This window comes from Flavobacterium columnare (genome assembly GCF_014844295.1).
GTDB classification, from domain to species: domain Bacteria; phylum Bacteroidota; class Bacteroidia; order Flavobacteriales; family Flavobacteriaceae; genus Flavobacterium; species Flavobacterium columnare.
Genome location: NZ_CP054494.1, coordinates 2,706,590 through 2,729,594, shown reverse-complemented (window position 1 = coordinate 2,729,594; position 23,005 = coordinate 2,706,590). Strand labels below are relative to the sequence as shown.

Annotated in this window: 20 protein-coding genes; 6 read left to right on the top strand and 14 right to left on the bottom strand. The window is 31.1% G+C overall.

Annotation, left to right across the window (positions count from 1 at the left end; all coding sequences use genetic code 11):
* Window positions 1–34: 34 nt before the first annotated feature.
* The 3 genes from rlmH to HUE53_RS11880 are packed head-to-tail and all read left to right on the top strand — an operon-like array spanning window position 35 to window position 2,327.
* Window positions 35–508 (top strand): 23S rRNA (pseudouridine(1915)-N(3))-methyltransferase RlmH, encoded by a 474-nt coding sequence (gene rlmH, locus HUE53_RS11890; protein ID WP_014164703.1) that lies wholly within the window; start codon window positions 35–37, stop codon window positions 506–508.
* On the top strand, window positions 508–1,395 hold the full coding sequence (locus HUE53_RS11885) for a glycosyltransferase (protein ID WP_192188521.1): 888 nt from the start codon (window positions 508–510) through the stop codon (window positions 1,393–1,395). Before rlmH ends, HUE53_RS11885 begins: the two co-directional genes overlap by 1 nt.
* Complete coding sequence (locus HUE53_RS11880; RefSeq protein ID WP_158308435.1) at window positions 1,395–2,327, top strand: glycosyltransferase family 2 protein; 933 nt, start codon at window positions 1,395–1,397, stop codon at window positions 2,325–2,327. The genes HUE53_RS11885 and HUE53_RS11880 overlap by 1 nt, the downstream gene beginning before the upstream one ends.
* On the opposite strand, the gene HUE53_RS11875 is transcribed toward HUE53_RS11880, so the two are convergent.
* Window positions 2,314–2,715: a sugar 3,4-ketoisomerase gene (locus HUE53_RS11875; protein ID WP_014164706.1), complete on the bottom strand. Its 402-nt coding sequence runs from the start codon at window positions 2,713–2,715 to the stop codon at window positions 2,314–2,316. The two genes, HUE53_RS11880 and HUE53_RS11875, sit on opposite strands and share 14 nt — an antisense overlap.
* A 107-nt stretch (window positions 2,716–2,822) precedes the next feature.
* Here HUE53_RS11875 and HUE53_RS11870 point away from each other — a divergent pair, with 107 nt between their 5' ends.
* Together HUE53_RS11870 and HUE53_RS11865 are read left to right on the top strand one after the other, a co-directional pair.
* Window positions 2,823–3,641 carry a glycosyltransferase family 2 protein gene (locus HUE53_RS11870; protein ID WP_065213527.1) on the top strand — a complete coding sequence of 273 codons (819 nt, stop codon included), beginning with the start codon at window positions 2,823–2,825 and terminating at the stop codon, window positions 3,639–3,641.
* Between the two features lie 14 nt (window positions 3,642–3,655).
* Entirely contained in the window at window positions 3,656–4,549 is an 894-nt protein-coding gene (locus tag HUE53_RS11865) for a glycosyltransferase family 2 protein (RefSeq protein ID WP_014164708.1), read from the top strand.
* 61 nt (window positions 4,550–4,610) lie between these two features.
* Here the strand turns inward: HUE53_RS11865 and HUE53_RS11860 are convergent, their stop codons facing one another.
* The 13 genes from HUE53_RS11860 to HUE53_RS11800 all read right to left on the bottom strand — a co-directional run bounded on the left by HUE53_RS11860 (window position 4,611) and on the right by HUE53_RS11800 (window position 19,312).
* Complete coding sequence (locus HUE53_RS11860) at window positions 4,611–5,744, bottom strand: glutathionylspermidine synthase family protein (RefSeq protein WP_014164709.1); 1,134 nt, start codon at window positions 5,742–5,744, stop codon at window positions 4,611–4,613.
* Window positions 5,745–5,817: 73 nt separating this feature from the next.
* Window positions 5,818–6,156, bottom strand: coding sequence for a hypothetical protein (locus HUE53_RS11855; RefSeq protein ID WP_014164710.1), 339 nt, complete (start codon window positions 6,154–6,156; stop codon window positions 5,818–5,820).
* Window positions 6,157–6,465, bottom strand: a complete 309-nt coding sequence (locus tag HUE53_RS11850; RefSeq protein ID WP_014164711.1) for a hypothetical protein — start codon at window positions 6,463–6,465, stop codon at window positions 6,157–6,159.
* A gap of 54 nt (window positions 6,466–6,519) precedes the next feature.
* Entirely contained in the window at window positions 6,520–7,416 is an 897-nt protein-coding gene (locus tag HUE53_RS11845; RefSeq protein ID WP_192188848.1) for an ISAon1 family transposase, read from the bottom strand.
* Window positions 7,417–7,580: 164 nt separating this feature from the next.
* Window positions 7,581–7,835 carry an ISAon1 family transposase N-terminal region protein gene (locus tag HUE53_RS11840; protein WP_225556134.1) on the bottom strand — a complete coding sequence of 85 codons (255 nt, stop codon included), beginning with the start codon at window positions 7,833–7,835 and terminating at the stop codon, window positions 7,581–7,583.
* Window positions 7,836–8,074: 239 nt separating this feature from the next.
* Window positions 8,075–9,955, bottom strand: a complete 1,881-nt coding sequence (gene yidC / locus HUE53_RS11835) for a membrane protein insertase YidC (protein WP_014164712.1) — start codon at window positions 9,953–9,955, stop codon at window positions 8,075–8,077.
* Window positions 9,956–10,034: 79 nt separating this feature from the next.
* A complete protein-coding gene (locus HUE53_RS11830) occupies window positions 10,035–11,648 on the bottom strand; it encodes a CTP synthase (RefSeq protein WP_192188520.1) in 1,614 nt (537 codons plus the stop codon).
* Window positions 11,649–11,806: 158 nt separating this feature from the next.
* Window positions 11,807–12,031: a DUF3820 family protein gene (locus HUE53_RS11825; RefSeq protein WP_014164714.1), complete on the bottom strand. Its 225-nt coding sequence runs from the start codon at window positions 12,029–12,031 to the stop codon at window positions 11,807–11,809.
* Window positions 12,032–12,253: 222 nt separating this feature from the next.
* Window positions 12,254–12,658 (bottom strand): OsmC family protein, encoded by a 405-nt coding sequence (locus HUE53_RS11820; RefSeq protein WP_014164715.1) that lies wholly within the window; start codon window positions 12,656–12,658, stop codon window positions 12,254–12,256.
* Complete coding sequence (locus tag HUE53_RS11815; RefSeq protein WP_014164716.1) at window positions 12,658–14,574, bottom strand: LysM peptidoglycan-binding domain-containing protein; 1,917 nt, start codon at window positions 14,572–14,574, stop codon at window positions 12,658–12,660. Before HUE53_RS11815 ends, HUE53_RS11820 begins: the two co-directional genes overlap by 1 nt.
* Window positions 14,575–14,751: 177 nt before the next feature.
* Complete coding sequence (locus tag HUE53_RS11810) at window positions 14,752–16,635, bottom strand: LysM peptidoglycan-binding domain-containing protein (RefSeq protein ID WP_077225199.1); 1,884 nt, start codon at window positions 16,633–16,635, stop codon at window positions 14,752–14,754.
* Window positions 16,636–16,734: 99 nt separating this feature from the next.
* Complete coding sequence (guaA, locus tag HUE53_RS11805; protein WP_014164718.1) at window positions 16,735–18,264, bottom strand: glutamine-hydrolyzing GMP synthase; 1,530 nt, start codon at window positions 18,262–18,264, stop codon at window positions 16,735–16,737.
* Window positions 18,265–18,589: 325 nt separating this feature from the next.
* Window positions 18,590–19,312 carry a DUF4197 domain-containing protein gene (locus HUE53_RS11800; protein ID WP_065213523.1) on the bottom strand — a complete coding sequence of 241 codons (723 nt, stop codon included), beginning with the start codon at window positions 19,310–19,312 and terminating at the stop codon, window positions 18,590–18,592.
* 127 nt (window positions 19,313–19,439) lie between these two features.
* On the opposite strand from HUE53_RS11800, the gene HUE53_RS11795 reads away from it, so the two are divergent.
* Window positions 19,440–22,865, top strand: coding sequence for a methylmalonyl-CoA mutase family protein (locus tag HUE53_RS11795; protein ID WP_192188519.1), 3,426 nt, complete (start codon window positions 19,440–19,442; stop codon window positions 22,863–22,865).
* The last annotated feature ends 140 nt before the right edge of the window (window positions 22,866–23,005 follow it).

The following is a 23,005-nucleotide window of genomic DNA, read 5'->3' as shown; positions in this document are numbered from 1 at the left end:
TGTATTTTTGCTCGTAATAATTTCTTAAATTTATATGAACATCCGATTAATAGCTATTGGCAAAACAGATAATAAAAATTTACAAACACTCATTGATGATTATATCAAGCGTTTGTCTTTTTATGTAAAATTTGATTTAGAAATTATAGCGGATATAAAAAATGCTAAAAATCTATCGGAGACACAACAAAAAGAAAAAGAAGGTGAATTAATTTTAGCTAAGCTTACCACCACAGATTATTTAGTCCTTTTAGATGAAAATGGCAAATCGCTTTCTAGTGTAGGTTTCTCAGAAGAACTACAAAAAAAAATGAACTCAGGAATTAAAACCTTGGTCTTTGTAATTGGTGGTCCTTATGGCTTTAGTGATTCTGTATACAAAAAAGCCAATGGAAAAATATCGCTTTCTGCCATGACATTTTCCCATCAAATGGTACGTTTATTTTTTATAGAACAAATTTATAGAGGATTTACTATTTTACGAAATGAACCTTATCATCATCAATAATGCTTTCTATACTAATTCCTACTTACAATTATAACATTTATCCTTTAACACTAGAAATTCATAAGCAATGTGTTGAAGAAAATATTGTATTTGAAATACTCTGTCAAGACGATTTTTCTAACTCAGAATTAAATTTAGAAAACCAAAGAATAAATCAACTTCCAAATGCTTTATTTAGCATTTCTAAAGAACAATTAGGAAGAGGTAAGAATTTAAATACTCTTGCTTCTTTGGCACAATATAAATATCTTTTAATTCTTGAAGCTGATTCTTTTCCCGCTACTAGTGTTTATATTAAAACTATTTTAAATCATTTAAACCATACGGTTTCTCTTCTTTTTGGAGGTGTCATATATCCTTTAAAACCTCTAACTAATGACAAAATTTTACGATGGAAATATGGCAATGAAAGAGAAATTAAATCCTTATCACATAGACTAAAAAATTCTTATGATTTTACTTTTAGTTGGAATTTAGTTATAAAAAAAGAGATTTTTAACACCCTTTATTTTCATAATCAAATAACAGAATATGGTTATGAAGATTTGATTTTTATAAATAGATTAAAAAGACAACAAATTTTTATTCATCACATAGACAATCCTTTGATTCATCTAAACGAAGAAAATTCTTCAACTTTTTTAGAAAAATGTAAAAAAGCAAGTATAAATGCTTATTTTGCCACTCAAAATTCGTTTATTGATAAAAAAGATATTCGTTTAACAAAAATATTTTATATTGTAAAAAAGTATAAACTCCAAAATTATTTTGCTTTCTTTTTTGAATTTTCAGAACCTTTTATAAAAAAAAATTTAGTATCAAGAAGGCCTTTTTTATTCTTATTAGACTTATATAAATTAGGCTATTTATGCAAAAAAATATGTTAATGTTTTCTGTAATTATACCGCTTTATAACAAAGAAGATTATATCTATAATAGTTTGGTTAGTGTAATCAATCAAACGTATACTCATTTTGAAATAATCATTGTCAATGATGGAAGTACAGATAAGAGTTTAGAAATTGTAAAAACCATTAACGATTCTAGAATAAAAATTTTTGAACAAACCAATAAAGGCGTTTCTAGTGCAAGAAATTTAGGTATAAAAAACGCAAAAGGTTCATTAATAGCATTTCTAGACGCTGATGATATTTGGGAAAAAAATCATTTAGAAGAAATACAACAACTTTATTCATTATATCCTAATTGCGGAATGTATTGCAGTCGATATCTGATGAAGATTTCAAAAAAAAAGAGCATTCCTATTCGTTATTCCTATGAAATTCCAAATGATTATAAAGGTATTTTAACTGATTATTTTAAAACTAGCCTGATATATAGAGTTGGACTACCTTCTGCAGTAGTAATTCCTAAAATTTTGTTTGAATTAGGTTTTTCTTTTAATAATAATGTAAGTAGCGGTCAAGACCTTGAACTTTTTACACAAATAGCTCTTTCTTATCCTGTAGCCATTACCAGTTGCTATACAATAGAATATAATTTCATAGTTAATAATCAACTATCAAAAACGCCTATAACTCAAAAAAAATTATGCAATTTAGAGCAATTTAATGCAGCCGAAAATAATAATAATTCTTTAAAACAATTCTTAGATGTTTACAGAAAGGAATATTCTTTGCATTTTAAAATGGCAAAGGATTTTAAACAAGCTAAGGATTATTACAATAAAATTTCTTCCAATAACATTAGTTGGAAATTCAGAATATTATTTCACCTACCTAGAATTGTATTACTCAGTTTATTGGTTTCTAAACGTTTTTTAAAAAGCAAAGGTTTTGATTTTACTATTTATAATTAGAAATATATTCTACAAAATCTGTATAGTCTCTAATATAATCATCTTCATCAAATTCATCAGAAGAAATTACTAAACATACCGCTCCTGACGAAAAATTATCTAGTTCTCTCCATATTCTAGTAGGAATAAGTAATCCTCTATCTGGTTTATTTAATGTTATGATTTCCTTATTTACACCATTATCTATTAATACATCAAAACTGCCTGAAATGGAAATCAAAAATTCTAATTGTTCTTTATGAGCATGACCTCCTCTTGAAGCACTACTAGGCACATCAAATAAATAGTAAACCCGCTTGATCGAAAAAGGTAAGGTATTTCCTTCAATTATACCAAGATTTCCACGGGTGTCCTCTATTTTGGGTATAGAAATAATTCTTGGACTCATTATTGCTTGTTTGTAAAACAAAAATACATTTAATTTATAAAATATAACTTTAATTCATATTGAATTTAAATAATAATATTTTATAAGTTTGTTCAAAAAAATTATAAATGAAGGTAAAAGAAGAAGATATTGAAATATTGGTTTCTACAATGAATAGAAATTCTTTAGAATTTTTATATCAAATGTTTCCTGATTTTAATAATATCTGCTTTCGCATCTTAATTATAAATCAAACAACTCCAGAAAACATCCTACATAGTAATCATAAAAACATACGAATAATTAACACATATACCCTTGGCTCATCTATAAGTAGAAATATTGCATTAAAAAATGCTGAAGGAACCATCCTTGTAATATCTGATGATGACGTTGTTTTTGAAAAAGATTTTCAAAAAATTATCTTTAAAAATTACAACAACCAACCCTATGCACATGTAATTTGTTTTCAAGCAAAGAGAGATAAAAAAACTTTATTAAAAAAATATCCGTCTCAAAAGAAAAAAAATATCAAAGCCATAGACATACTAAATGTAGCCAATATAGAGATAACCATTAATAGAAAAAACATTAATTCTTTAGATCTAACATATAATGCTTTATTTGGATTAAATGCTTTATTTGGACTCGGGGAAGAAGCTGTATTTTTATGGGATTTAAAGAAAAAAGGGTATCCAATTGATTTTATTCCTGAAACCATTGTAACCCATCCTAACCCTACAACTACAGATAAAATTCATTGCAATGAAAAATATTTTGCATACGGAGCCGTGTATACCCACATGTTTAAAAACAGATTTATTTTTTGGCTTTTCTTGAAACTTTTTTTTGATTTAAAACAAGGTTTTTTAAAACTGGTTGATTTTAAAAAAGCCTTTTCAATGGGACTAAAAGGCAACCAAAAATATTTAGAAATATCAAATTAAATCCTACTTAACAAATGGAAAATACACCTCTTGTTACTATTATTTGTTTATGTTATAATCATGCCCCTTTTGTAACAAAAGCGTTAGATTCTATCATGAATCAATCCTATAAAAATATTGAACTCTTAATCGCTGATGACGCAAGCCAAGACGAATCAGTGAACGTAATTAAAAAATGGATAGAAAAACATCCTCAGGTATTTTTTATAGCCAATGAAAATAATTTGGGAAATACAAAAACTTTCAACAATCTTTTCAAACGTGCAAAAGGAAAATATATCATTGATTTAGCTGCTGATGATATTTTAACAATAGATTGCGTAAAAAAACAAGTCAAAACTTTTTTGAATACAAAATATAATGATTTAGCTTTAGTTTATGGCAATTCAGAACTCATTGACGAGGAAGATAAACATTTAGGGTATTATTATCCTGTTAATTCAAATAAAAAAACAATCCAATTACCTCCTTCAGGATTTATATATATTTCTCTTTTAGCTGGAAAAGAAAAAATGTGCTCCGTTTCTTCTATGATCAAATCAGATGTCTTAAGATCATTAGGAGGGTATGATGAATCATTAGCCTATGAGGATTTTGATCTATGGATAAGAGCATCCAAAAGATTTTCTTTTGAATTTATTGACGAAGTTTTAATACAAAAAAGGGAATTAAAAAGCTCTATGTATCATTTTTTCTTTAAAAAAAACAATTCTTTTACGAACTACTTAAATCATTCTACCTATAAAATTCTGATTAAGGTTTTTAAACAAAATACCATAAAAGAGGAATACTCAGCCATGCTTAAAAGAGTTCATTATGAAATAGTTTTAAATTTCAAAAATGCTAATTATATCCTTTGCATTCAACTACTTATTCTAAAAATAAGAATCCATTTTAAAATTTTTTAAAAAGAAATTATGTAAGATTTTATAAAATCTGTTTAAATACTATAAAATAATTTTAAAAATTTTATCTTATTAAATGAGGTACAAAACGAGAAGTATTATCTGTTATTAAAGATTTTGATTCTCTTATGCCAATACCGGCTGGTTCTTGTCCTATAATCCAACTTCCTATCAAAGGATAATTCCCTTGAAAGTCAGGTAATTCAGCTAATTCTTGGTATATAAAACCTTCCTCTCCGTACTCTCCTGCTGTGCTAACTAACAAAGTTCCTTCTTTTACTAATTTTACATTAGCCCCTTCTCTTGATAAAATGGGTTTTTCACACCAAGAGGTTAATTTTTTAGGTGAATCAAAATAACAAGCTAATAAAAATTCATGATTTGGATATAGTTCCCATAAAATAGGAAGTAAAGCTTTGTTAGACAATAACATTTTCCAACTAGGTTCAATCCAAAAGGTTTCGTTTTTATCTAAAATAATATTTTTCCCAAACGCTTCATTAACCATCCATTCATAGGGGTATAATTTAAAAATAGAAGCAATACTCCTGTCTTTATCATCAACAAAAATTTGATTATTACTATCCCATCCCAACTGATCTATAAATGTATAATGCGTGTCTAGCCCTGCTTGCATTGCACAATCTTGTAAATAACGTACTGTAGTAATATCTTCTAATGAGTCTGGTACGCTAGTAAAGTGTAATTTTGAGCCTTTTAAATAAGGTTTAACATATTTCCAATAAGCAATTAGTTTCTCATGAATAGAATTAAACTGATCGCAATACGGATAACATTCTTGCAACCAAAACCACTGTACAATACTCGCTTCAAATAAAGACGTAGGAGTATCTGCATTAAACTCTAACATTTTTAATTTCTCCTTTTTATAACAAAAATCAAAACGTCCGTAAATAGAAGGCTCTTCATTTTCCCAAGTTCTTTTTATATGTGGTATAAACCAACTAGGAATATGAAATCTATGAAATAAATCATTTTCAATTACGTACTCTACAGCATGTAAACACATTTCCCATAATTGAGCAGTAGCATTTTCAATTCTAGTAATTTCATCTATAGAAAACTCATAAAATACGGATTCATCCCAATATTTTCCTTCTATAGAATGAAAATTAAAACCCAGTTCTTCTACCTTTATTTTCCAATCAGTTCTTGGAGTAATTACTATTCTATTCATTCTAGTTTAGCTATATTTAAACAACAGTCATTCTATAAGTAATATACTTTTAAAATTTGACTATATATTTTTTTTACGACGACACATGAAAACCTGAGTGCCCAAAACCTCCACGACTTATACTTCCTTTACTACTATTATGTCCTACATTTGAACTAGAATGTATTCCCTCTGAATAATATCCCGTTCTTTTGGAATAGGTATTTAAACCTCCTGAAGAAGAGCTATAAGGTCTAAAAGCATAATAAGATACATAATTATAATGTTTGCTTTTGGTATAAGCTGCTGTAGTATCTGAACGCAAATAAACTTTTCTGTCAGATCCTCCTCCTCCTTCCCATTCTTCTTCTTTTCCACAAGCAGCTGTGATCGTTGCCACTAATACTAGATTAATAATACTCGTCTTTTTCATTTATTTTGCTGTAAAATATATTTCATATTCTTTTTTCCCCTTTATCTTTTCTCCATTTTCATTTTCTTCCTCATATTCTCCTAATGCTGGTACTGTATCTTTATAAATAACTTCTTTATTTAAAGCACCATTTGTCCAAACTTTATGCTTCGTAATGACAAGATCTTTTTCTTTATCAATAGGTTCAATAGTCATTTCTGTTTCAATGGATCCTTCTTTATCTACCTCCGTTATCACCTCTTCTCTTGCATCATAACAATTAGCCATAAGAAAGCCTAATACTGATAAAGTAATTCCTTTTATATACATTTTTAAAATTAATTTGATTCTATTCTTATTCGGCTCAGATTAATTTTTTGGGGATTAAGCAAAAAGTTTCTCCATTCTAAAGAGGAAGAATTTAGTATCCACCACACCTCTTTGATTAGCTCTAAAGAGTTTTATTTTTGAGTTAAAGGATTCAGCATTTGCGTTTGTATGTCTTTTTACGAAGAAGTTTGCAATTGTTTCCAAATGATAATTTAAACTATTGGCAACGGTATTAAAGACAGTCATTTTTAATTCTTTGGTTTTGGATATCCAATTCAATATTTTTTGTTTAGCCTCTTCTTTTGAGGTGTATTCATAAATATTTCTAAACTCTTGGGTGTGTTTATATGCCTGATGTATTAGAGGATAATGTTGGAACAATATTTGGGCTCGCACTTTTTGGGTTTCTGTCCATTGGTTGGGTTTCTTGGCAATGATATAACGACATCGAGCCAATAGTTGTTTGGGAGTGTCTTGGTTTTCAAAAATTATTGGAATGTATTTTATTGCTTGCTCCTTTGCTTTTTTGATAGCCTGATTCTCTTTTTCAATCTCCTCCCAGCGATATTTTATCCTTAAATGCTGGAGAACTTCCATTACCAACTTTACCACATGAAAACGGTCTGTGACAAGGTAACTTTCAGGAAAACACATTCTTGATGCTGATTGCATATTGTTTGCCATGTCAAGTGTTATCGATTTTACTTGTTTTCTATGCGAAAGTGGAATTTTAGTAACCACATCAATAATGTCCTGACTTTTGCTGCCTTTTATAACCGCAACTAAGGATTTCTTTTTGCCTCTTCCTTGTTTATTGGTTACAAAAGTATACAGTTCACCTTTTGACAAACTTACTTCATCAATACTTAAATTCTCCCCTATATTTTCGGCATGGTCAAACTGTTTCCAACTTGTAAAACCACTGATTCTTTTTTTGTAATGTCTTGGCAGTAAATCAGCTTTAATGCCGTAATAACTGGCAATATTACTTATCGTATCTTCTCGGGCCTCGACCTGTACCTTTTAAAAAATTCAAAAGTTCAACAGTTAATTTTGGAACCTTCTGCAATAAAAGAATAATCGCTTTTAATTTCTGACTTATCTACTTTATTTCGTCACCTACGTCTTCTGATACCTAAATAAACAGCCTTTCCTCGTATTGGAAAATCTTGTATCAAAGTACGCTCACAAAAGCCTTTTGACTCATATTCCTCTGAAATGAAACCTTCGGGAATAATGTTCTTTTCATCAAGATAGATATAAAAGCAATCCTTTTTTGTTTGAATATCTCCTAATTCTATAAAATCAACAATATCAAAATGACATAATAATTCTTCGGGTAGAAAAGCAGAAAGTATCGAAAAATCCATTTACTTTTTTTGTCGCAATTTACAATTACTCCCCATATTTTTTATGTGAGCCTCTTATTCCGTTGAAGTACGACCATTAGTCGTATTATATTTTTTTTGTTACAGTAAAAAGATCCTCAATAAATAAAAAATTAATAGTTATTCATTAAGTTTTTTAGAGAAAAATGAACCTAATAAAAAACCGTCTCAAATTTAGTATTGAGACGGCTTCTTTGAAAGCTTATTATAGTAATATCTTTTTACTTTCTTTTCTTTTCTTCTTGTTGCTTTTGAGCTTGCTCCATGGCTTGTTGTAATTTTTGTTGGAACTTGCCAGGTTTTTTAGGCTCTTTTTGTTTGTTTTCTTGTATCTGTGCATGAATTTTTGCGTCATCCACTAAAAAACTTTTAATATAAAACATCAATCCTAAAGTCATTAAGTTTGAAAATAAGTTGTACAAACTCAAACCTGAACCATAATTATTAAAGAAAATCAACATCATAATAGGTGAAATCCAAATCATCATTTTCATGATTCCTGCCATATCAGGCATACCTTCTTGTGGTGGTGCTGACATAGCTTGATCTCCTGTTGTGTATTTCATATAAAAGAAAATAGCAATAGCAGCTAAAATAGGGAACAAACTGATATGATCTCCATATAAAGGAACATTAAATGGTAACTTGGCTATTAAGTCATACGATGATAGGTCTTTTGCCCATAAAAATCCTTGTTGTCTTAATTGAATAGCTGACGGGAAAAACTGGAAAGAAGCATACATAAAAGGCAACTGGATTAAAGCTGGGATACATCCTGCCATAGGATTAACGCCTGCTTTGTTATAAAGTTTCATCGTTTCCTGTTGCTTTTTCATTGGATCTTTAGAAAACTTCTCATTTATTTCATTCATTTCTGGACGCAATACTTTCATTTTAGCTTGTGACAAGAATGATTTATAAGTAAATGGAGACATAGTCAACTTAATTAATACTGTAAATAGAATAATAGCAATTCCATAAGGTAAAAAAGTACTCATTAACCCAAATAATGGAACAAAAATAAATTTATTGATCCAACCAAAAATCCCCCATCCTAATGGAATGATTTCATCTAAATTACGGTCATAAGCATTTAAAATCTTATAATCTGAAGGACCATAATACCAGTTCATTTTATAATCTAATTCACCATTTGTATAAGCTAGGGGTAAAATAGCTCCAAACTTTTTAGTAAAAGTAGTATCTACAGCAGCATCTTTTACTAGATTTTGAGTTGATAGTTTGGCTACTTTAACAGGTGTTTTGGTTAATAAAATAGATGAAAAAAAGTGTTGCTTAAAAGCTACATAAGTTAAATTTGAAACTTGTTCTTCTTCATCTGATTGGTTTAAATAATTGTCTTTTCCTTCTTCATACTCATAAACTACTTCTGTGTAACGGTTTTCATAACTTACACTTTTTTCATTTCGGTAGGTTTTTAGATCCCAAATTAGGTTAGCAGGAACTGAAGTGTTAAACACCGTAGCTAAACCTTGCGATCGCACATCAAAATCTAACATATAATCATTAGGTTTTAATACATATTTATACTCTAAATACGCATTTTGAGCTGTTTTCAAACGCATTGAAAGTACTTGATTGCCCCCTACTTTTGATAAAGTAGGTTCGAAAAACAAATCCTTCGTATTTAAATTCTTTCCTTCTTTTGTTTGAAAAGCTAGATTAAACTGTGCATTATTATTTTTTATTAACTGTACTAACGGTCCTTTTTCATCTATTGATTTAAAGTTTTTCAAGGTTGCATCTACAATATACCCTCCTTTGTTAGCAATTTTTAAACGTATTAGTTCGTTTTCTAAAGTTGTAAATTCCTCTTTTGCTGAAGGCAAGGTTGCTGAATAAGCAAAACTTCCCAATGTAGCTTTTAGAGCCGCTGTTACTTTTGTAGAATCACCTACTACAGAGGCTAAATCTGTTGTTTTAACTAGTGTTTTCTTAGCTTTTACTATTTTTTCTTTTTTAGCTTTTTCAGCATCAATTTCGGCTTGTGTGGGTTGATTTTTATACATTATCCACATCATAATCCCGAAAATTAACGTAAATCCGATAATCGAATTAAGGTCTAACTTTTTTTCTTCCATTTCCTTTTTAGTTCAGCGTTTAAAATTCGGAAAGTTTAATGTTTGAAAACCACTTAAACATCAAACATTTTATTTTAAACTAATTAATTTTATTTTTCACGGCAGCCTCCACAAACTTAACAAAAATAGGATGCGGATTAGCTACTGTACTTTTATATTCTGGGTGGTATTGTACTCCTATAAAAAATGGGTGATTTTCTAATTCAACTACTTCTACCAAACCTGTATCTGGATTTACACCAGAAGCTTTTAAACCTGCGTTTTCCATTGCTTCTAGGTAATCACTATTAAATTCATATCTATGTCGATGGCGCTCTAAAATGTCAGTTACGCCATAAATATTTTTAGCTAAGGATCCTTCTTTCAACTGGCATTTCCACGCTCCTAAACGCATTGTTCCACCTTTATCTGTTATGCTCTTTTGTTCTTCCATTAAATTAATAACAGGAGCTGAAGTTCCTTTGTTCATTTCTGTAGAATTAGCATCTTTCAAACCTAATACATTACGACCATATTCTATAACGGCCATCTGCATTCCTAAACAAATTCCGAAGAAAGGTATTTTATTTTCGCGAGCGTATCGAACGGTTTCTATTTTTCCTTCTATTCCTCGTTCGCCAAACCCAGGTGCTACTAATATTCCGTCTAACCCCTTTAATTGAGTTTCCGCTGATTTAGCATCTAAATATTCTGAATGAATAGAAATAACATTTACTTTGGTTTCATTTTTTGCTCCCGCATGAATAAAAGCTTCTAAGATTGACTTATAGGAATCTTGTAATTCTACATATTTTCCTACTAGACCAATATTTACTTGATGCTTTGGATTTTTTAAACGGTGTAAAAATTCATTCCATTGTTTTAAATCGGGCGTATTTTTTTCAGGTAAATTTAACCTTTTTAACGCTACACGATCTAACCCTTCTTCTAACATTAAGTTTGGCACGTCATAAATAGTAGACGCATCTATAGACTGAATAACGGCTTCTTTTTTTACATTACAAAATAAAGCCAACTTTTGTCGCATATCAGAAGTTAACTCGTGTTCTGTTCTACAAACTAAAATATCAGCTTTTATACCGCTTTCCATTAATGTTTTTACTGAATGCTGTGTTGGTTTAGTCTTCAGTTCTCCTGCTGCCGATAAAAAGGGGACTAACGTAAGGTGTATAACGATGCCATTATTATCACCCAATTCCCACAACAATTGACGGACTGATTCTATATAGGGTAACGATTCTATATCTCCTACAGTTCCACCAATTTCTGTAATAACAATATCATATTCATCACTTTTACCTAGTAGTTGCATACGTTCTTTGATCTCGTTAGTGATATGAGGTACAACCTGTACCGTTTTTCCTAAAAATTCGCCACGCCTTTCTTTTTCAATAACTGATAGATAAACTCTACCTGTAGTAACGTTATTAGCTTGTGATGTAGGTACGTTTAAAAAACGTTCATAATGACCTAAATCTAAATCCGTTTCAGCACCATCGTCTGTTACATAACATTCCCCGTGTTCATACGGATTTAATGTACCTGGATCTACATTAATATAAGGATCAAATTTTTGAATAGTGGTTCTATACCCTCTTGCCTGCAATAATTTTGCTAATGAAGCTGCTATAATTCCTTTACCTAAAGAAGAAGTTACCCCTCCTGTAACAAAAATATACTTTGTTTGATTCATTGTGTTGTGTTGTTGTATTGTTGTTTAAAACCGCGCAAAAATACAATTATTTAGAATGAAATTCCAATTTAGAAATCACAAAAAGCAAATAAATTTGAATAGTAATTTCAATTTTGAATTTCAGTAAATAAAATTCTTTAGATCTTTGAAACTCCAATTTATTTTTTGGGAAAATTTTGCCGAATATTACGCACCAACTCTTCAAGTCCATTGAGTTTAAGCTCATACACTAATTCTAGTTGTTGACCTAACATACCATTAGGAAATCCCTTTTGTTTGTACCAAACTATATAATGTTCTGGTAAATCAATTAAATAACGTCCTTCGTATTTTCCGAAAGGCATTTTAGTATGGGCTAATTTTATAAGGTGGTCTTTATTCACTTATTTTTTTACTAAAAAAGCATTATTTATATTTTAAAAAAAACTTCAACTATTAAACCTTAAGATCATAATAATCAACAACTTTACAATACAAAAAGTTTGTATAAAGATTTTTTATTTCTTTATAAAAGGAATCTCTTCTACCCTATTAAATAACTTCCGAATAATGATGAGATTCCTTTTTATTTTAAAAATTTACTTACTGCAACTATCTTTATAGAATTATTTCCATTTAAAAATTATTTCTTTTTTTATATCAGGATGTAAGCTATAAAAAACGGGGCAGGTCATAGCGGTACGTTCTAAAATAGTTTTTGTTTTTTGATCTGGATGAATAGACATTGAAAAAACGATATGGATTTCGGTAATACGTCTTGGTTCTGTTCCCATGATTTTAGTTACTTCTGCCGTTGAGTCTAAAAAGTCTACTTCCAATTCTTGTGCCTTGATCCCCATAACGGTAAACATACAAGAAGCTAAGGCGTTAGCAACTGTATCTGTTGGCGAAAATGCCTCTCCTTTACCCTGATTATCTATTGGGGCATCTGAAATAATTTCAGAACCTGAATTTAAATGAACAGAAGAGGTTCTTAGTTTTCCTAAATAAGTTACTTTAGAAGTTGCCATTAATTTGCTTGTTTAATTGTTAAATCAGTATCGTAGTATAAAATATAAATTCCTTTGTTATAAAACCCTCCTTCTTGATTAGGCTGGTAATCAAATCGACTCTCTGCTTGTTCCGTACTGTTATCATTAGCCGTATCCGCAAAAGGTTTTTCTTGTATAAGTCTTAAAAGCGTATCAAATGTTACATCAAATCCTCTAATTGCAAATGTATTTGGATTGGTTTTATTTTTTCTTCTGTATTGATTTTCAAAATTTTGGTATTCTTTAGAAGTATTTACTCTATGCTGGGAAGGATAGTGCATTTTTAATTTTGTTAATCTTTTCATTTGAATTTCTTCAAAATCAAGTGCTTCATTTTCTCCTAGAATAACTAATTTTACATCAAACTGTTTTTGTAATGCTAAAAGATTAGTTGTAATAGATAAAATTAAATTTGTCTTTTCTGTTTCCATTACCACGTAATTTGTTTTACCTGTAACTAATAATGCTTTTAGACTAGACACATCTAAAACACCTGAATCAGAAACATTTACAAACCTAGCTTCTCTACAATTTTCTTGTATGTATTGTTTTGCTGATTGTTTTTTAGGATCTACTATTGCTATAATATTTCCATTTTTAGATCGCATAAATTCAAACATGGCTTTCTTTATATCATCTGGCAATGGGGTAGCTTGATAAAGATTAGGGTATTTTTTATCATAATCTTTAGACAAAGGTGAAATAACAGGTACTTTTTCTAACATGGCTGCTAATTTTTCAACGTTGTTTTGATAAAAAGGACCTATGATTGCATCGTATGATTTTAATTCATATTCATTCACTAAAGCTGATACATTTGAAGAAGAGCGAGTTTCATCAGAGTCTAAAATGGTTACATCTACTTTTGCGCCTAGCTTATTAATTGAATCAATAGCCATCAAAGCTCCTGAGTAAAAATCTAAAGTCATATTTAAAAATTTATCTTTCTTCAATCTTGATTTAGTTGAATTGATCGTATCTTGATCTAGTTTGGCTATATTAAAAGGTAATAAAAGAGCCATTTTTTTAGAAGTCCCCATTGAAATGTATTTTGATAAATCAATGATTTCTTTTTTTAGTTCTTTTCTTTTAAAAATAGCAGGTATTTTTAAGATCATTCCTTCTTTTAAACCTTCTTTTAATTCTGGATTAAGTGCTATTAGTTCTTCTTGTGAACAACTAAATTGATTAGCTAAAGCATATAAAGTCTCTTGGGATTTCACTATATGTGTCATTCCTCCTCCTTTAAGGATTTCTGTTTTTTTTGTTTGACTCCCTTCTTCTGCTTTGGGTTTAATCGTTTCTTTTGATTTATTACCTCTAATGAGTAGGCTTTGACCTATAATCAACTCTTTTCCAACAATATCAGGATTTTTAGTTTCTAATTCTTCTACTGTAATACCGTATTGTTTAGCTATTCCAAATTTAGTTTCTTTGGCTTCAACCGTGTGTTCTATGGGTATTTTTTGTTGGGGTGTTGTTTTTTTAGGAATCGTTTTAAATTCTGATTTTACAGGTATTTTTAATACTTCATCCATCTTTAATCCTTTTACTACAGAAGGATTGAGTTTTTCAATTTCACCCAGTGTTACTTGATATTTTTTTGCAATACTAAATAGTGTTTCACCTTCAGCTACTGTGTGATTTATAATTTTTAAATCTTCTTTTTTAACGGTTTCTTTTTTCTTTTTAACAGGTATGATTAATATTGTATTTTCTGTTATTTTGGCGCGCGCATCAGGGTTTAAATCATATACTTCAGAGGCTGGAACTCCATATTTTTGTGCAATTTGAGAAATACTCTCCCCTTTTACCACTTTGTGCTTGATCATTGCTACTTGAGCTGACACAAATTGCCCTCCTAAAATCAATAAAATCCCAAAAAATTTTTTCATGTGTGTAAATTATATTTATTACAAGTCTCTTAAATTAGTATTACAACTAGTCCTTTAAAGCAAAATTATACGCTTTTTAATTTTAAAATCTTGATTACATCGCTATAAATAGCTGATAACAAAATCATTTTCGTTTTTTTATTCAAAAGTTTTTTAGCACTATTTGCAAGGCCAAATTTAGAGTTCTTTTTTGATTTGAACAATGAACAGTTTTTTAAATAAATCAGATCTTGGTTTTACCTTATATTCAAACAAAGCTTCTTCTAATGTTTGGTATTTATTGGTATAAACGTAATATCCAAAATTATTTATATTATAAAAAAACTTGGTTTGACGCTCACCTGAATAACTCAATCGAAGCGCAAAAGCATCGCGCTCTACTGATTCAGTAAAAGTGTTTGCAACTAAATAATAACCTGTTTCTAATTCTGGAAGGTTATTAATAATTTCAATTTTTGTAGACTCTTCGTTTGTGTTTTCTTTTAAAATTTTTCTTTTTTCCTCAAGTGTTGCTTCTGTATTAGAAGTTTCTGTTATGGGTATTTCTTTTTGAGCCCGTTCTAATTTCACTAAGGCTAACCGATCATCAAAATCTCTTGCTTCAGTACTATAAAAAGTAGCCTTCGCTATTTTGCGTTTTAAAACTGTTTTTTCTTCTAATTCTAAATCATTTATTTTAGACAGTAAATTTTCTTTTCTTTCTTCTTTTATTGTCAAATCTTGATCTATTTTTTTTATTTCATTAAGCCTTACTTGATCTTTATCAGAAAGTTGCTCTCGTATTTTTTTCTTATATTCTTGATTTTCTTGTAGATTTATCTTTTGGACTTTTTGCATAACTCCAACAATTATGCGACGATTTTCAGATAAATCATGTTTTAATTGTTGTACCAAATCCGTTGTTTCTTTTCTTTTTTGATCTGATTCTTTTTGCAAACGTTTTGATTCTTCTAAAGATTCTATATTTTTAATTTTTAATTGTTTCAAATCGTATTCCATGGTAATCACCAAAGAATCTAATTTAGCAATCAAAACTTCTTGAATTTTTTTATTAGCATCTAAAATTAACCGCAATCGTTCTACAGAACCATTTTTCGTTTCATCAATAGCATTTAAATTAATATTTAATTTATTGAGTGTAATCATTTTTTTATTAAGTTCTTTTTGAACTTTTAAACGATCTTCTAAATCTTCAATTTTTACGGTTTGTGATTTTGATTTTTCAATAACAGCTTGTTTTTCTGCCAATGCAATCATTAATTCTTCGTTTTCATTTTTTGCTTTAATTGTATTTTTATTAATAGCTAACTTATTACCAATAATCAGACCATTAATGATTTCGGGATTTTGTTTTTCTAACTGATCAATTGTTATACCATATTTTTTTGTAATTGAATATTTAGTTTCTTTAGCCTGAACTATATGAAAAATAGTTTCATCATTTATAATTCTTGCTTTTCCGTCTAGTGTTTTCTTTTTATTAGGAATTTCTATTTTTTGTCCTATTTGAAGGCCTTCTTTTAATATGATTTCATTTTTTTCATCTAAATCTTTTACTGATACATTGTACAAACGAGCGATACTAAATAAGGTTTCTTGTGATTGTACTTCATGAAATTTACCGTCAAAAACTACTTTTTTCTGATAAGGAATTCCTTGTTGTGGAATATTTAAAATGAGCCCTTCTTTAATTGTCGTTTGAGCAAGTAACGGATTGGCTTCTTTTAATTCTTCTACGGAAAGTTGATACTGTTTTGCTATACTATATAAAGTTTCTTTATTTAAAACTTCGTGTTTATCATAACGTACCGCGTTTACATCATTTTTTTTTAACATATACGAAATAGAATGTACATTGGGTATCATTAAAATCGTATTTTCCTGAATTCCTTTTTCAGCTCCTGTGTTTAGTTTTAGAATTTCTGTTTTTGAAACCTTGTATTTTAAAGCAATAGATTCTAAGGTTTCGTTTTTTTGAATCAGGTGTTTAAATGTCTTTTCTTGTTGGGCGTAATAGTATTGAGATAAAAAAAAGAAAATAAAAAGTAGGTATTTAAGCATAAGTTTAGTAATTTATTTGAGAACACCAATTTAAATAAAAATGCCGTGTATTTTTTATTTTACACGGCATTTTTATTTAAATATCAATATCATCTACAATTACTCCCACTCTATCGTTGCAGGAGGTTTAGAACTAATATCATAAACTACTCTATTAACACCTTTTACTTTGTTTATAATTTCGTTAGATACTTTCATTAGGAATTCATAAGGTAAATGAACCCAATCAGCCGTCATACCATCTGTAGATTCTACTGCTCGAAGTGCCACTACTTTTTCGTAAGTACGTTCATCTCCCATAACACCTACACTATTTACAGGTAATAAAATAGCACCTGCTTGCCATACTTTATCATATAAACCATGCTCTTTTAAACCTTGTATAAAGATAGAATCTACTTCCTGTAGGATTCTTACTTTTTCTGGTGTAATATCGCCTAAAATACGAATGGATAACCCTGGTCCTGGAAAAGGATGGCGTCCTAAAAGTTCTTCATCTATACCTAAACTTCTACCTACTCTACGCACTTCATCTTTAAATAGCATACGTAAAGGCTCTACCACTTGCAATTTCATAAAATCAGGTAATCCTCCTACGTTATGATGTGATTTTATAGTTGCTGAGGGACCTTTTACAGATACGGATTCTATAACATCTGGATAAATTGTACCTTGTGCTAACCACTTTACCTCTTCTATCTGATGTGCTTCATCATCAAATACTTCAATAAATACACGACCTATAATTTTTCGTTTTGTTTCAGGATCTTCAACACCCGCTAACTCGGATAAAAAACGTTCTGAAGCATCAACTCCTTTTACGTTTAATCCCATTCCTTTGTATTGATTTAATACATTTTGAAACTCATCTTTGCGTAATAAACCGTTGTTGACAAAAATACAATACAAATTTTCTCCTATAGCTTGGTTTAACAAAACAGCTGCTACAGTAGAATCTACACCTCCTGATAACCCTAATACTACCTTATCATTATTGATTTTAGCTTTCATTTCAGCTACTATATCTTCAACAAATGAATTAGGTGTAAAACTTTGAGGAACTTGCGCTATTTTTACTAAAAAATTTTCAAGCATTTGTTTCCCATCTTCACTATGGTAAACTTCTGGATGAAATTGAATAGCATAAGTAGTTTCTCCTTCAATACGATAAGCAGCATTTTCAACATCTTTAGTAGAAGCTAAACGAACCCCATTTGTTGGTAACTGTTTGATGGTATCACTATGACTCATCCATACCTGACTATTGATATTTACGTCTTCAAAAAAAGTCTCATCGTCTTTGATAAATGACAAATTGGCTCTACCATACTCTCTAATATTAGAAGGAGCTACTTCGCCTCCATGAAAATGAGCTAGATATTGCGCTCCATAACAAACTGCTAATAAAGGCATTTTACCTCTAATTTGAGATAAATCGGGATGAGGCGCATCTTCAGCACGAACTGAAAAAGGACTCCCTGATAAAATAACAGCCTTGTAACTGCTTAAGTCTGAAGGAACATGATTAAAAGGAAAAATTTCGCAGAAAATATTTAACTCGCGAACGCGGCGTGCAATAAGCTGTGTGTATTGCGACCCGAAATCTAAAATAAGTACATTGTGTTGCATGTACAAAATTAAAAAAAATCTTAAAAAATGAAAATTTTAATTATAAGAAGATTTTTAATGTTTCCTAAAAACAAATTCTATATCTAATCAACAAGCTTGTAAAATCATTAATTCAAAAAGTGGGTGTCTAAAAAGCAGTAACTTAATGTTTAGCTTCTTACTTCTAAAAACAAGAGAAATCACATTATCAGTACTCTATTTTTTCATTTTTTTAGTTCATTTGAGTCTTCCTTTGATTAAAACAAACAAGATTGAGATCTTTTAGGACATCCTCTTTTTTATAAATTTAAATAACTATATTTAAACCTGTTTTTTCATCTTTTTCTTATTTTTTATCCTGTAAAGCAAAAACCTTTTTCAATAAATCACTCGTACGAGAATCAAAATTAGTTCGAATATCCTTCTCCTCTACTGCTATCATTTTAAAAACACCATCAAGTGCTTTATTCGTTACATAATCTGTTATATCAGGATTAACTTTAGAAACAAAAGGAATCATATTATATCTATCTATAATTGTTTTCCATACAGCATCCGCTCCTACCTTTCCGATTGATTTTTGTACAACAGGATTAAATTTTAGATAAAGAGGCTTGCGAGTTCCTGTTTGTAGAAACTGAGTAGCAGCATCTTCTTGCCCTAATAAGATATTTTTAGCATCCGTTATCGTAATATTTTTAATAGCATTCACAAAAATGGGTGTAGATTCCTTAACAGCATCTTCGGCTGCTCTATTCAATGCTTTTATTCCATCGTCAGCCAAATTTCCCATGCCCATCTTTCGTAACATGCTATCTACTTTTTGAAGTTCATCAGGAAGTACAATTTTAACCAATTCATTACCATAAAAACCATCCATTGCAGTAAGTTTAGAAACTTGATTGGTAACCCCTTTGTTTAACGCTTCTTTTAAACCTCCTGAAATGTCCAAAACATTTTTCTTAGTGGTATTAGTCATTACGGATTCCGTTGTTTTTTTTATAAAGTCTTTTAATTGAGCTTGACTCATACTAGGAATCAAAAAAGCTAGGATAAATATTCTTTTCATTTTTCTAATTATGTTTTTCAAAAATACGCAAATTATGTGCCTAAAATATTTTTTTATTTGCTTTCCCTTTTTTCATCTCTTTTTTACCCTAAAATCAGTAAATTGCACCCGATAACTAAAAATCAAAATGGAACAAGTACAACCTTATCAACCTAAAAATAAAGTTAGAATTGTAACAGCAGCATCGCTATTTGATGGTCATGATGCAGCCATCAATATCATGCGTCGAATTATCCAAGCAACAGGTGTTGAAGTGATTCACTTAGGCCACGATCGTAGTGTAGAAGAAGTAGTAAATACAGCTATTCAAGAAGATGCCAATGCTATTGCGATGACTTCGTACCAAGGGGGTCATAACGAATATTTTAAATATATGTATGATTTGCTAAACGAAAAAGGAGCAGGTCATATCAAAATTTTTGGTGGCGGTGGTGGAGTAATCCTTCCTTCTGAAATTGAAGAATTACACGCTTACGGAATCACGAAAATTTATTCTCCAGATGACGGAAGAGCTTTAGGATTACAAGGAATGATCAACGACTTGGTGCAAAAAGCGGATTTCCCTGTGGGCGATAAACTTAATGGAGAAATCAATCATCTTGAAGAAAAAAATCCAACGGCAATTGCTCGTGTGATTTCTTCGGCGGAGAATTTCCCTGAAATAGCAAAAGAAACTCTAGATAAAATCCATACGCAAAACGAAACCACAAACATTCCTGTATTAGGTATTACAGGTACAGGTGGGGCAGGTAAGTCTTCGTTAGTAGATGAATTAGTGCGTCGTTTTTTAATCGATTTTCCAGAAAAAACCATTGGTTTAATTTCTGTCGATCCGTCCAAACGTAAAACAGGTGGTGCTTTACTTGGAGATAGAATTCGTATGAATGCGATCAATAACCCGCGTGTGTATATGCGTTCGTTAGCGACGCGTCAATCGAATTTGGCTTTGTCTAAATATGTAGCCGAAGCCATTCAAGTATTGAAAGCGGCTAAATACGATTTGATTATTCTGGAAACTTCAGGAATTGGTCAGTCGGATACCGAAATTTTAGAACACTCTGATGTATCGTTATATGTTATGACGCCTGAGTTTGGTGCGGCTACCCAGTTGGAGAAAATCGATATGTTAGATTTCGCCGATTTAGTGGCGCTGAATAAATTTGACAAACGTGGGGCGCTTGATGCGATTCGCGATGTGAAAAAGCAATACCAACGCAATCATAATTTATGGGAGGTAGATCCTGATAAAATGCCCGTTTTTGGTACGATTGCTTCGCAATTTAATGATCCAGGGATGAATACCTTGTATAAGTCGATTATGGATAAAATTATGGAAAAAACAGGAGCCGACCTAAAATCGACTTTTGAAATTACTCGTGAAATGAGCGAGAAAATCTTCGTAATTCCGCCACATAGAACACGTTATTTATCTGAAATTGCTGAGAATAATCGTAAATATGACGAAACGGCTTTATCGCAAGTGGAAGTAGCACAAAAGTTATACGGTATTTTCAAAACTATTGAGTCGGTGAATGGCAATCTGCCACAAATTGATAAAGCAGGAATCATTGAATCTTCTTTAAAAATAAATGAAAGCAACAAAGATTTCTTAGGCTTATTAATCAAAGAATTCGACCGCGTAAAAATGAATTTAGACCCGTACAACTGGGAAATTATTCAAACGTGGGATGAAAAAGTAAATAAATATAAAAATCCAATATATTCTTTTAAAGTACGTGATAAAGAAATTAAGATTCAAACACACACAGAATCCTTATCACATACTCAAATTCCAAAAGTAGCCCTTCCCAAATACCAAGCTTGGGGCGATATCTTAAAATGGAACTTACAAGAAAACGTACCAGGAGAATTCCCATTTGCGTCTGGATTATATCCATTTAAGCGTGAGGGTGAAGATCCTACACGTATGTTCGCGGGTGAAGGAGGTCCAGAAAGAACCAACCGCCGTTTCCATTATGTATCCTTAGGAATGCCAGCTAAGCGTTTATCTACAGCGTTTGACTCGGTTACTTTATATGGGAATGATCCAGACCACCGACCTGATATTTACGGTAAAATTGGTAATGCAGGGGTGTCTATTTGTTGTTTAGACGATGCAAAAAAATTATACTCCGGTTTCGATTTAAGTCATCCTGCCACTTCGGTGTCGATGACGATAAACGGACCAGCGCCTATGTTGTTAGGGTTCTTTATGAATGCAGCCATTGACCAAAACTGTGAAAAATACATCAAAGAAAATGGTCTAGAAGCAGAAGTAGAGAAAAAGAAGAAGGAACTATACGATAGTAAAGGTTTAGAAAGACCGAGATACAACGGCGAATTACCAGAAGGTAACGACGGATTAGGGTTGATGCTTTTAGGACTAACAGGCGACCAAGTGTTACCTGCTGATGTGTACCAAGAGATTAAAGTAAAAACCTTAGCGCAAGTGCGTGGTACCGTTCAAGCCGATATTTTAAAAGAAGACCAAGCGCAAAATACCTGTATATTCTCAACCGAGTTTGCCTTACGCTTAATGGGTGACGTACAAGAGTATTTTATCCAACAAAACGTTCGTAATTTCTACTCGGTTTCTATTTCAGGGTATCATATTGCCGAGGCTGGTGCCAATCCTATTACGCAGTTGGCATTTACACTTGCCAACGGATTTACGTATGTAGAATATTACCTAAGCCGAGGAATGAACATCAACGACTTTGGTCCTAACTTATCGTTCTTCTTCTCTAATGGTATTGACCCAGAATATGCGGTAATAGGACGTGTAGCGCGTAAAATTTGGGCAAAAGCCTTAAAGAATAAATACGGTGCCAACGAAAGAGCACAAATGTTGAAGTACCATATCCAAACATCTGGACGTTCGTTACACGCACAAGAAATTGATTTTAACGATATCCGTACGACTTTACAAGCCTTGTATGCGATTTATGATAACTGTAACTCGTTGCATACTAATGCGTATGACGAAGCGATTACCACACCAACAGAAGAATCCGTTCGTCGTGCCATGGCAATCCAGTTGATTATTAATAAAGAATTAGGATTAGCGAAAAACGAAAACCCTATCCAAGGTTCGTTTATCATTGAAGAGTTAACCGATTTAGTGGAAGAAGCCGTACTAGCCGAGTTCGACCGTATCACCGAAAGAGGTGGCGTACTAGGGGCAATGGAAACAATGTACCAACGTTCTAAAATTCAAGAAGAATCCTTGTATTACGAAACCTTGAAGCATACAGGTGAATTCCCTATCATTGGGGTAAATACCTTCTTAAGTTCTAAAGGATCACCAACGGTAGTGCCTGCGGAAGTCATTCGTGCGACGGAAGAAGAAAAACAATTCCAGATCAAAACCCTAGAAAACCTACACAATGCCAAAGCCAAAGAAGTAGAAGGACAAATCGCAATCATTCAAGAAGCCGCGATCCAAAACCACAACATCTTTGAAAAACTAATGGATGCCGCTAAGGTGTGTTCGTTAGGACAAATTACTAGTGCATTGTTTGAAGTGGGTGGGCAATACCGCCGTAATATGTAAGAGTAATTAATTTATAGAAATTGAAATGCCCCGATTGGGGCATTTTTTATAATTTGAAAGTCCTATTTATCCGAAAGTATCAGATTTAAGTGTTAATTTTTTAATTTTAGTGTTTTTTTATATGTTGTTTTCGTATTGAT

Bases quoted from the DNA above. Each gene is read 5' to 3' on its own strand.
- rlmH (WP_014164703.1), top strand. From the start codon at position 35: ATGAACATCCGATTAATAGCTATTGGCAAAACAGATAATAAAAATTTA.
- HUE53_RS11885 (WP_192188521.1), top strand. From the start codon at position 508: ATGCTTTCTATACTAATTCCTACTTACAATTATAACATTTATCCTTTA.
- HUE53_RS11880 (WP_158308435.1), top strand. From the start codon at position 1,395: ATGTTTTCTGTAATTATACCGCTTTATAACAAAGAAGATTATATCTAT.
- HUE53_RS11875 (WP_014164706.1), bottom strand. From the start codon at position 2,715: ATGAGTCCAAGAATTATTTCTATACCCAAAATAGAGGACACCCGTGGA.
- HUE53_RS11870 (WP_065213527.1), top strand. From the start codon at position 2,823: ATGAAGGTAAAAGAAGAAGATATTGAAATATTGGTTTCTACAATGAAT.
- HUE53_RS11865 (WP_014164708.1), top strand. From the start codon at position 3,656: ATGGAAAATACACCTCTTGTTACTATTATTTGTTTATGTTATAATCAT.
- HUE53_RS11860 (WP_014164709.1), bottom strand. From the start codon at position 5,744: ATGAATAGAATAGTAATTACTCCAAGAACTGATTGGAAAATAAAGGTA.
- HUE53_RS11855 (WP_014164710.1), bottom strand. From the start codon at position 6,156: ATGAAAAAGACGAGTATTATTAATCTAGTATTAGTGGCAACGATCACA.
- HUE53_RS11850 (WP_014164711.1), bottom strand. From the start codon at position 6,465: ATGTATATAAAAGGAATTACTTTATCAGTATTAGGCTTTCTTATGGCT.
- HUE53_RS11840 (WP_225556134.1), bottom strand. From the start codon at position 7,835: ATGGATTTTTCGATACTTTCTGCTTTTCTACCCGAAGAATTATTATGT.
- yidC (WP_014164712.1), bottom strand. From the start codon at position 9,955: ATGGAAGAAAAAAAGTTAGACCTTAATTCGATTATCGGATTTACGTTA.
- HUE53_RS11830 (WP_192188520.1), bottom strand. From the start codon at position 11,648: ATGAATCAAACAAAGTATATTTTTGTTACAGGAGGGGTAACTTCTTCT.
- HUE53_RS11820 (WP_014164715.1), bottom strand. From the start codon at position 12,658: ATGGCAACTTCTAAAGTAACTTATTTAGGAAAACTAAGAACCTCTTCT.
- HUE53_RS11815 (WP_014164716.1), bottom strand. From the start codon at position 14,574: ATGAAAAAATTTTTTGGGATTTTATTGATTTTAGGAGGGCAATTTGTG.
- HUE53_RS11810 (WP_077225199.1), bottom strand. From the start codon at position 16,635: ATGCTTAAATACCTACTTTTTATTTTCTTTTTTTTATCTCAATACTAT.
- guaA (WP_014164718.1), bottom strand. From the start codon at position 18,264: ATGCAACACAATGTACTTATTTTAGATTTCGGGTCGCAATACACACAG.
- HUE53_RS11800 (WP_065213523.1), bottom strand. From the start codon at position 19,312: ATGAAAAGAATATTTATCCTAGCTTTTTTGATTCCTAGTATGAGTCAA.
- HUE53_RS11795 (WP_192188519.1), top strand. From the start codon at position 19,440: ATGGAACAAGTACAACCTTATCAACCTAAAAATAAAGTTAGAATTGTA.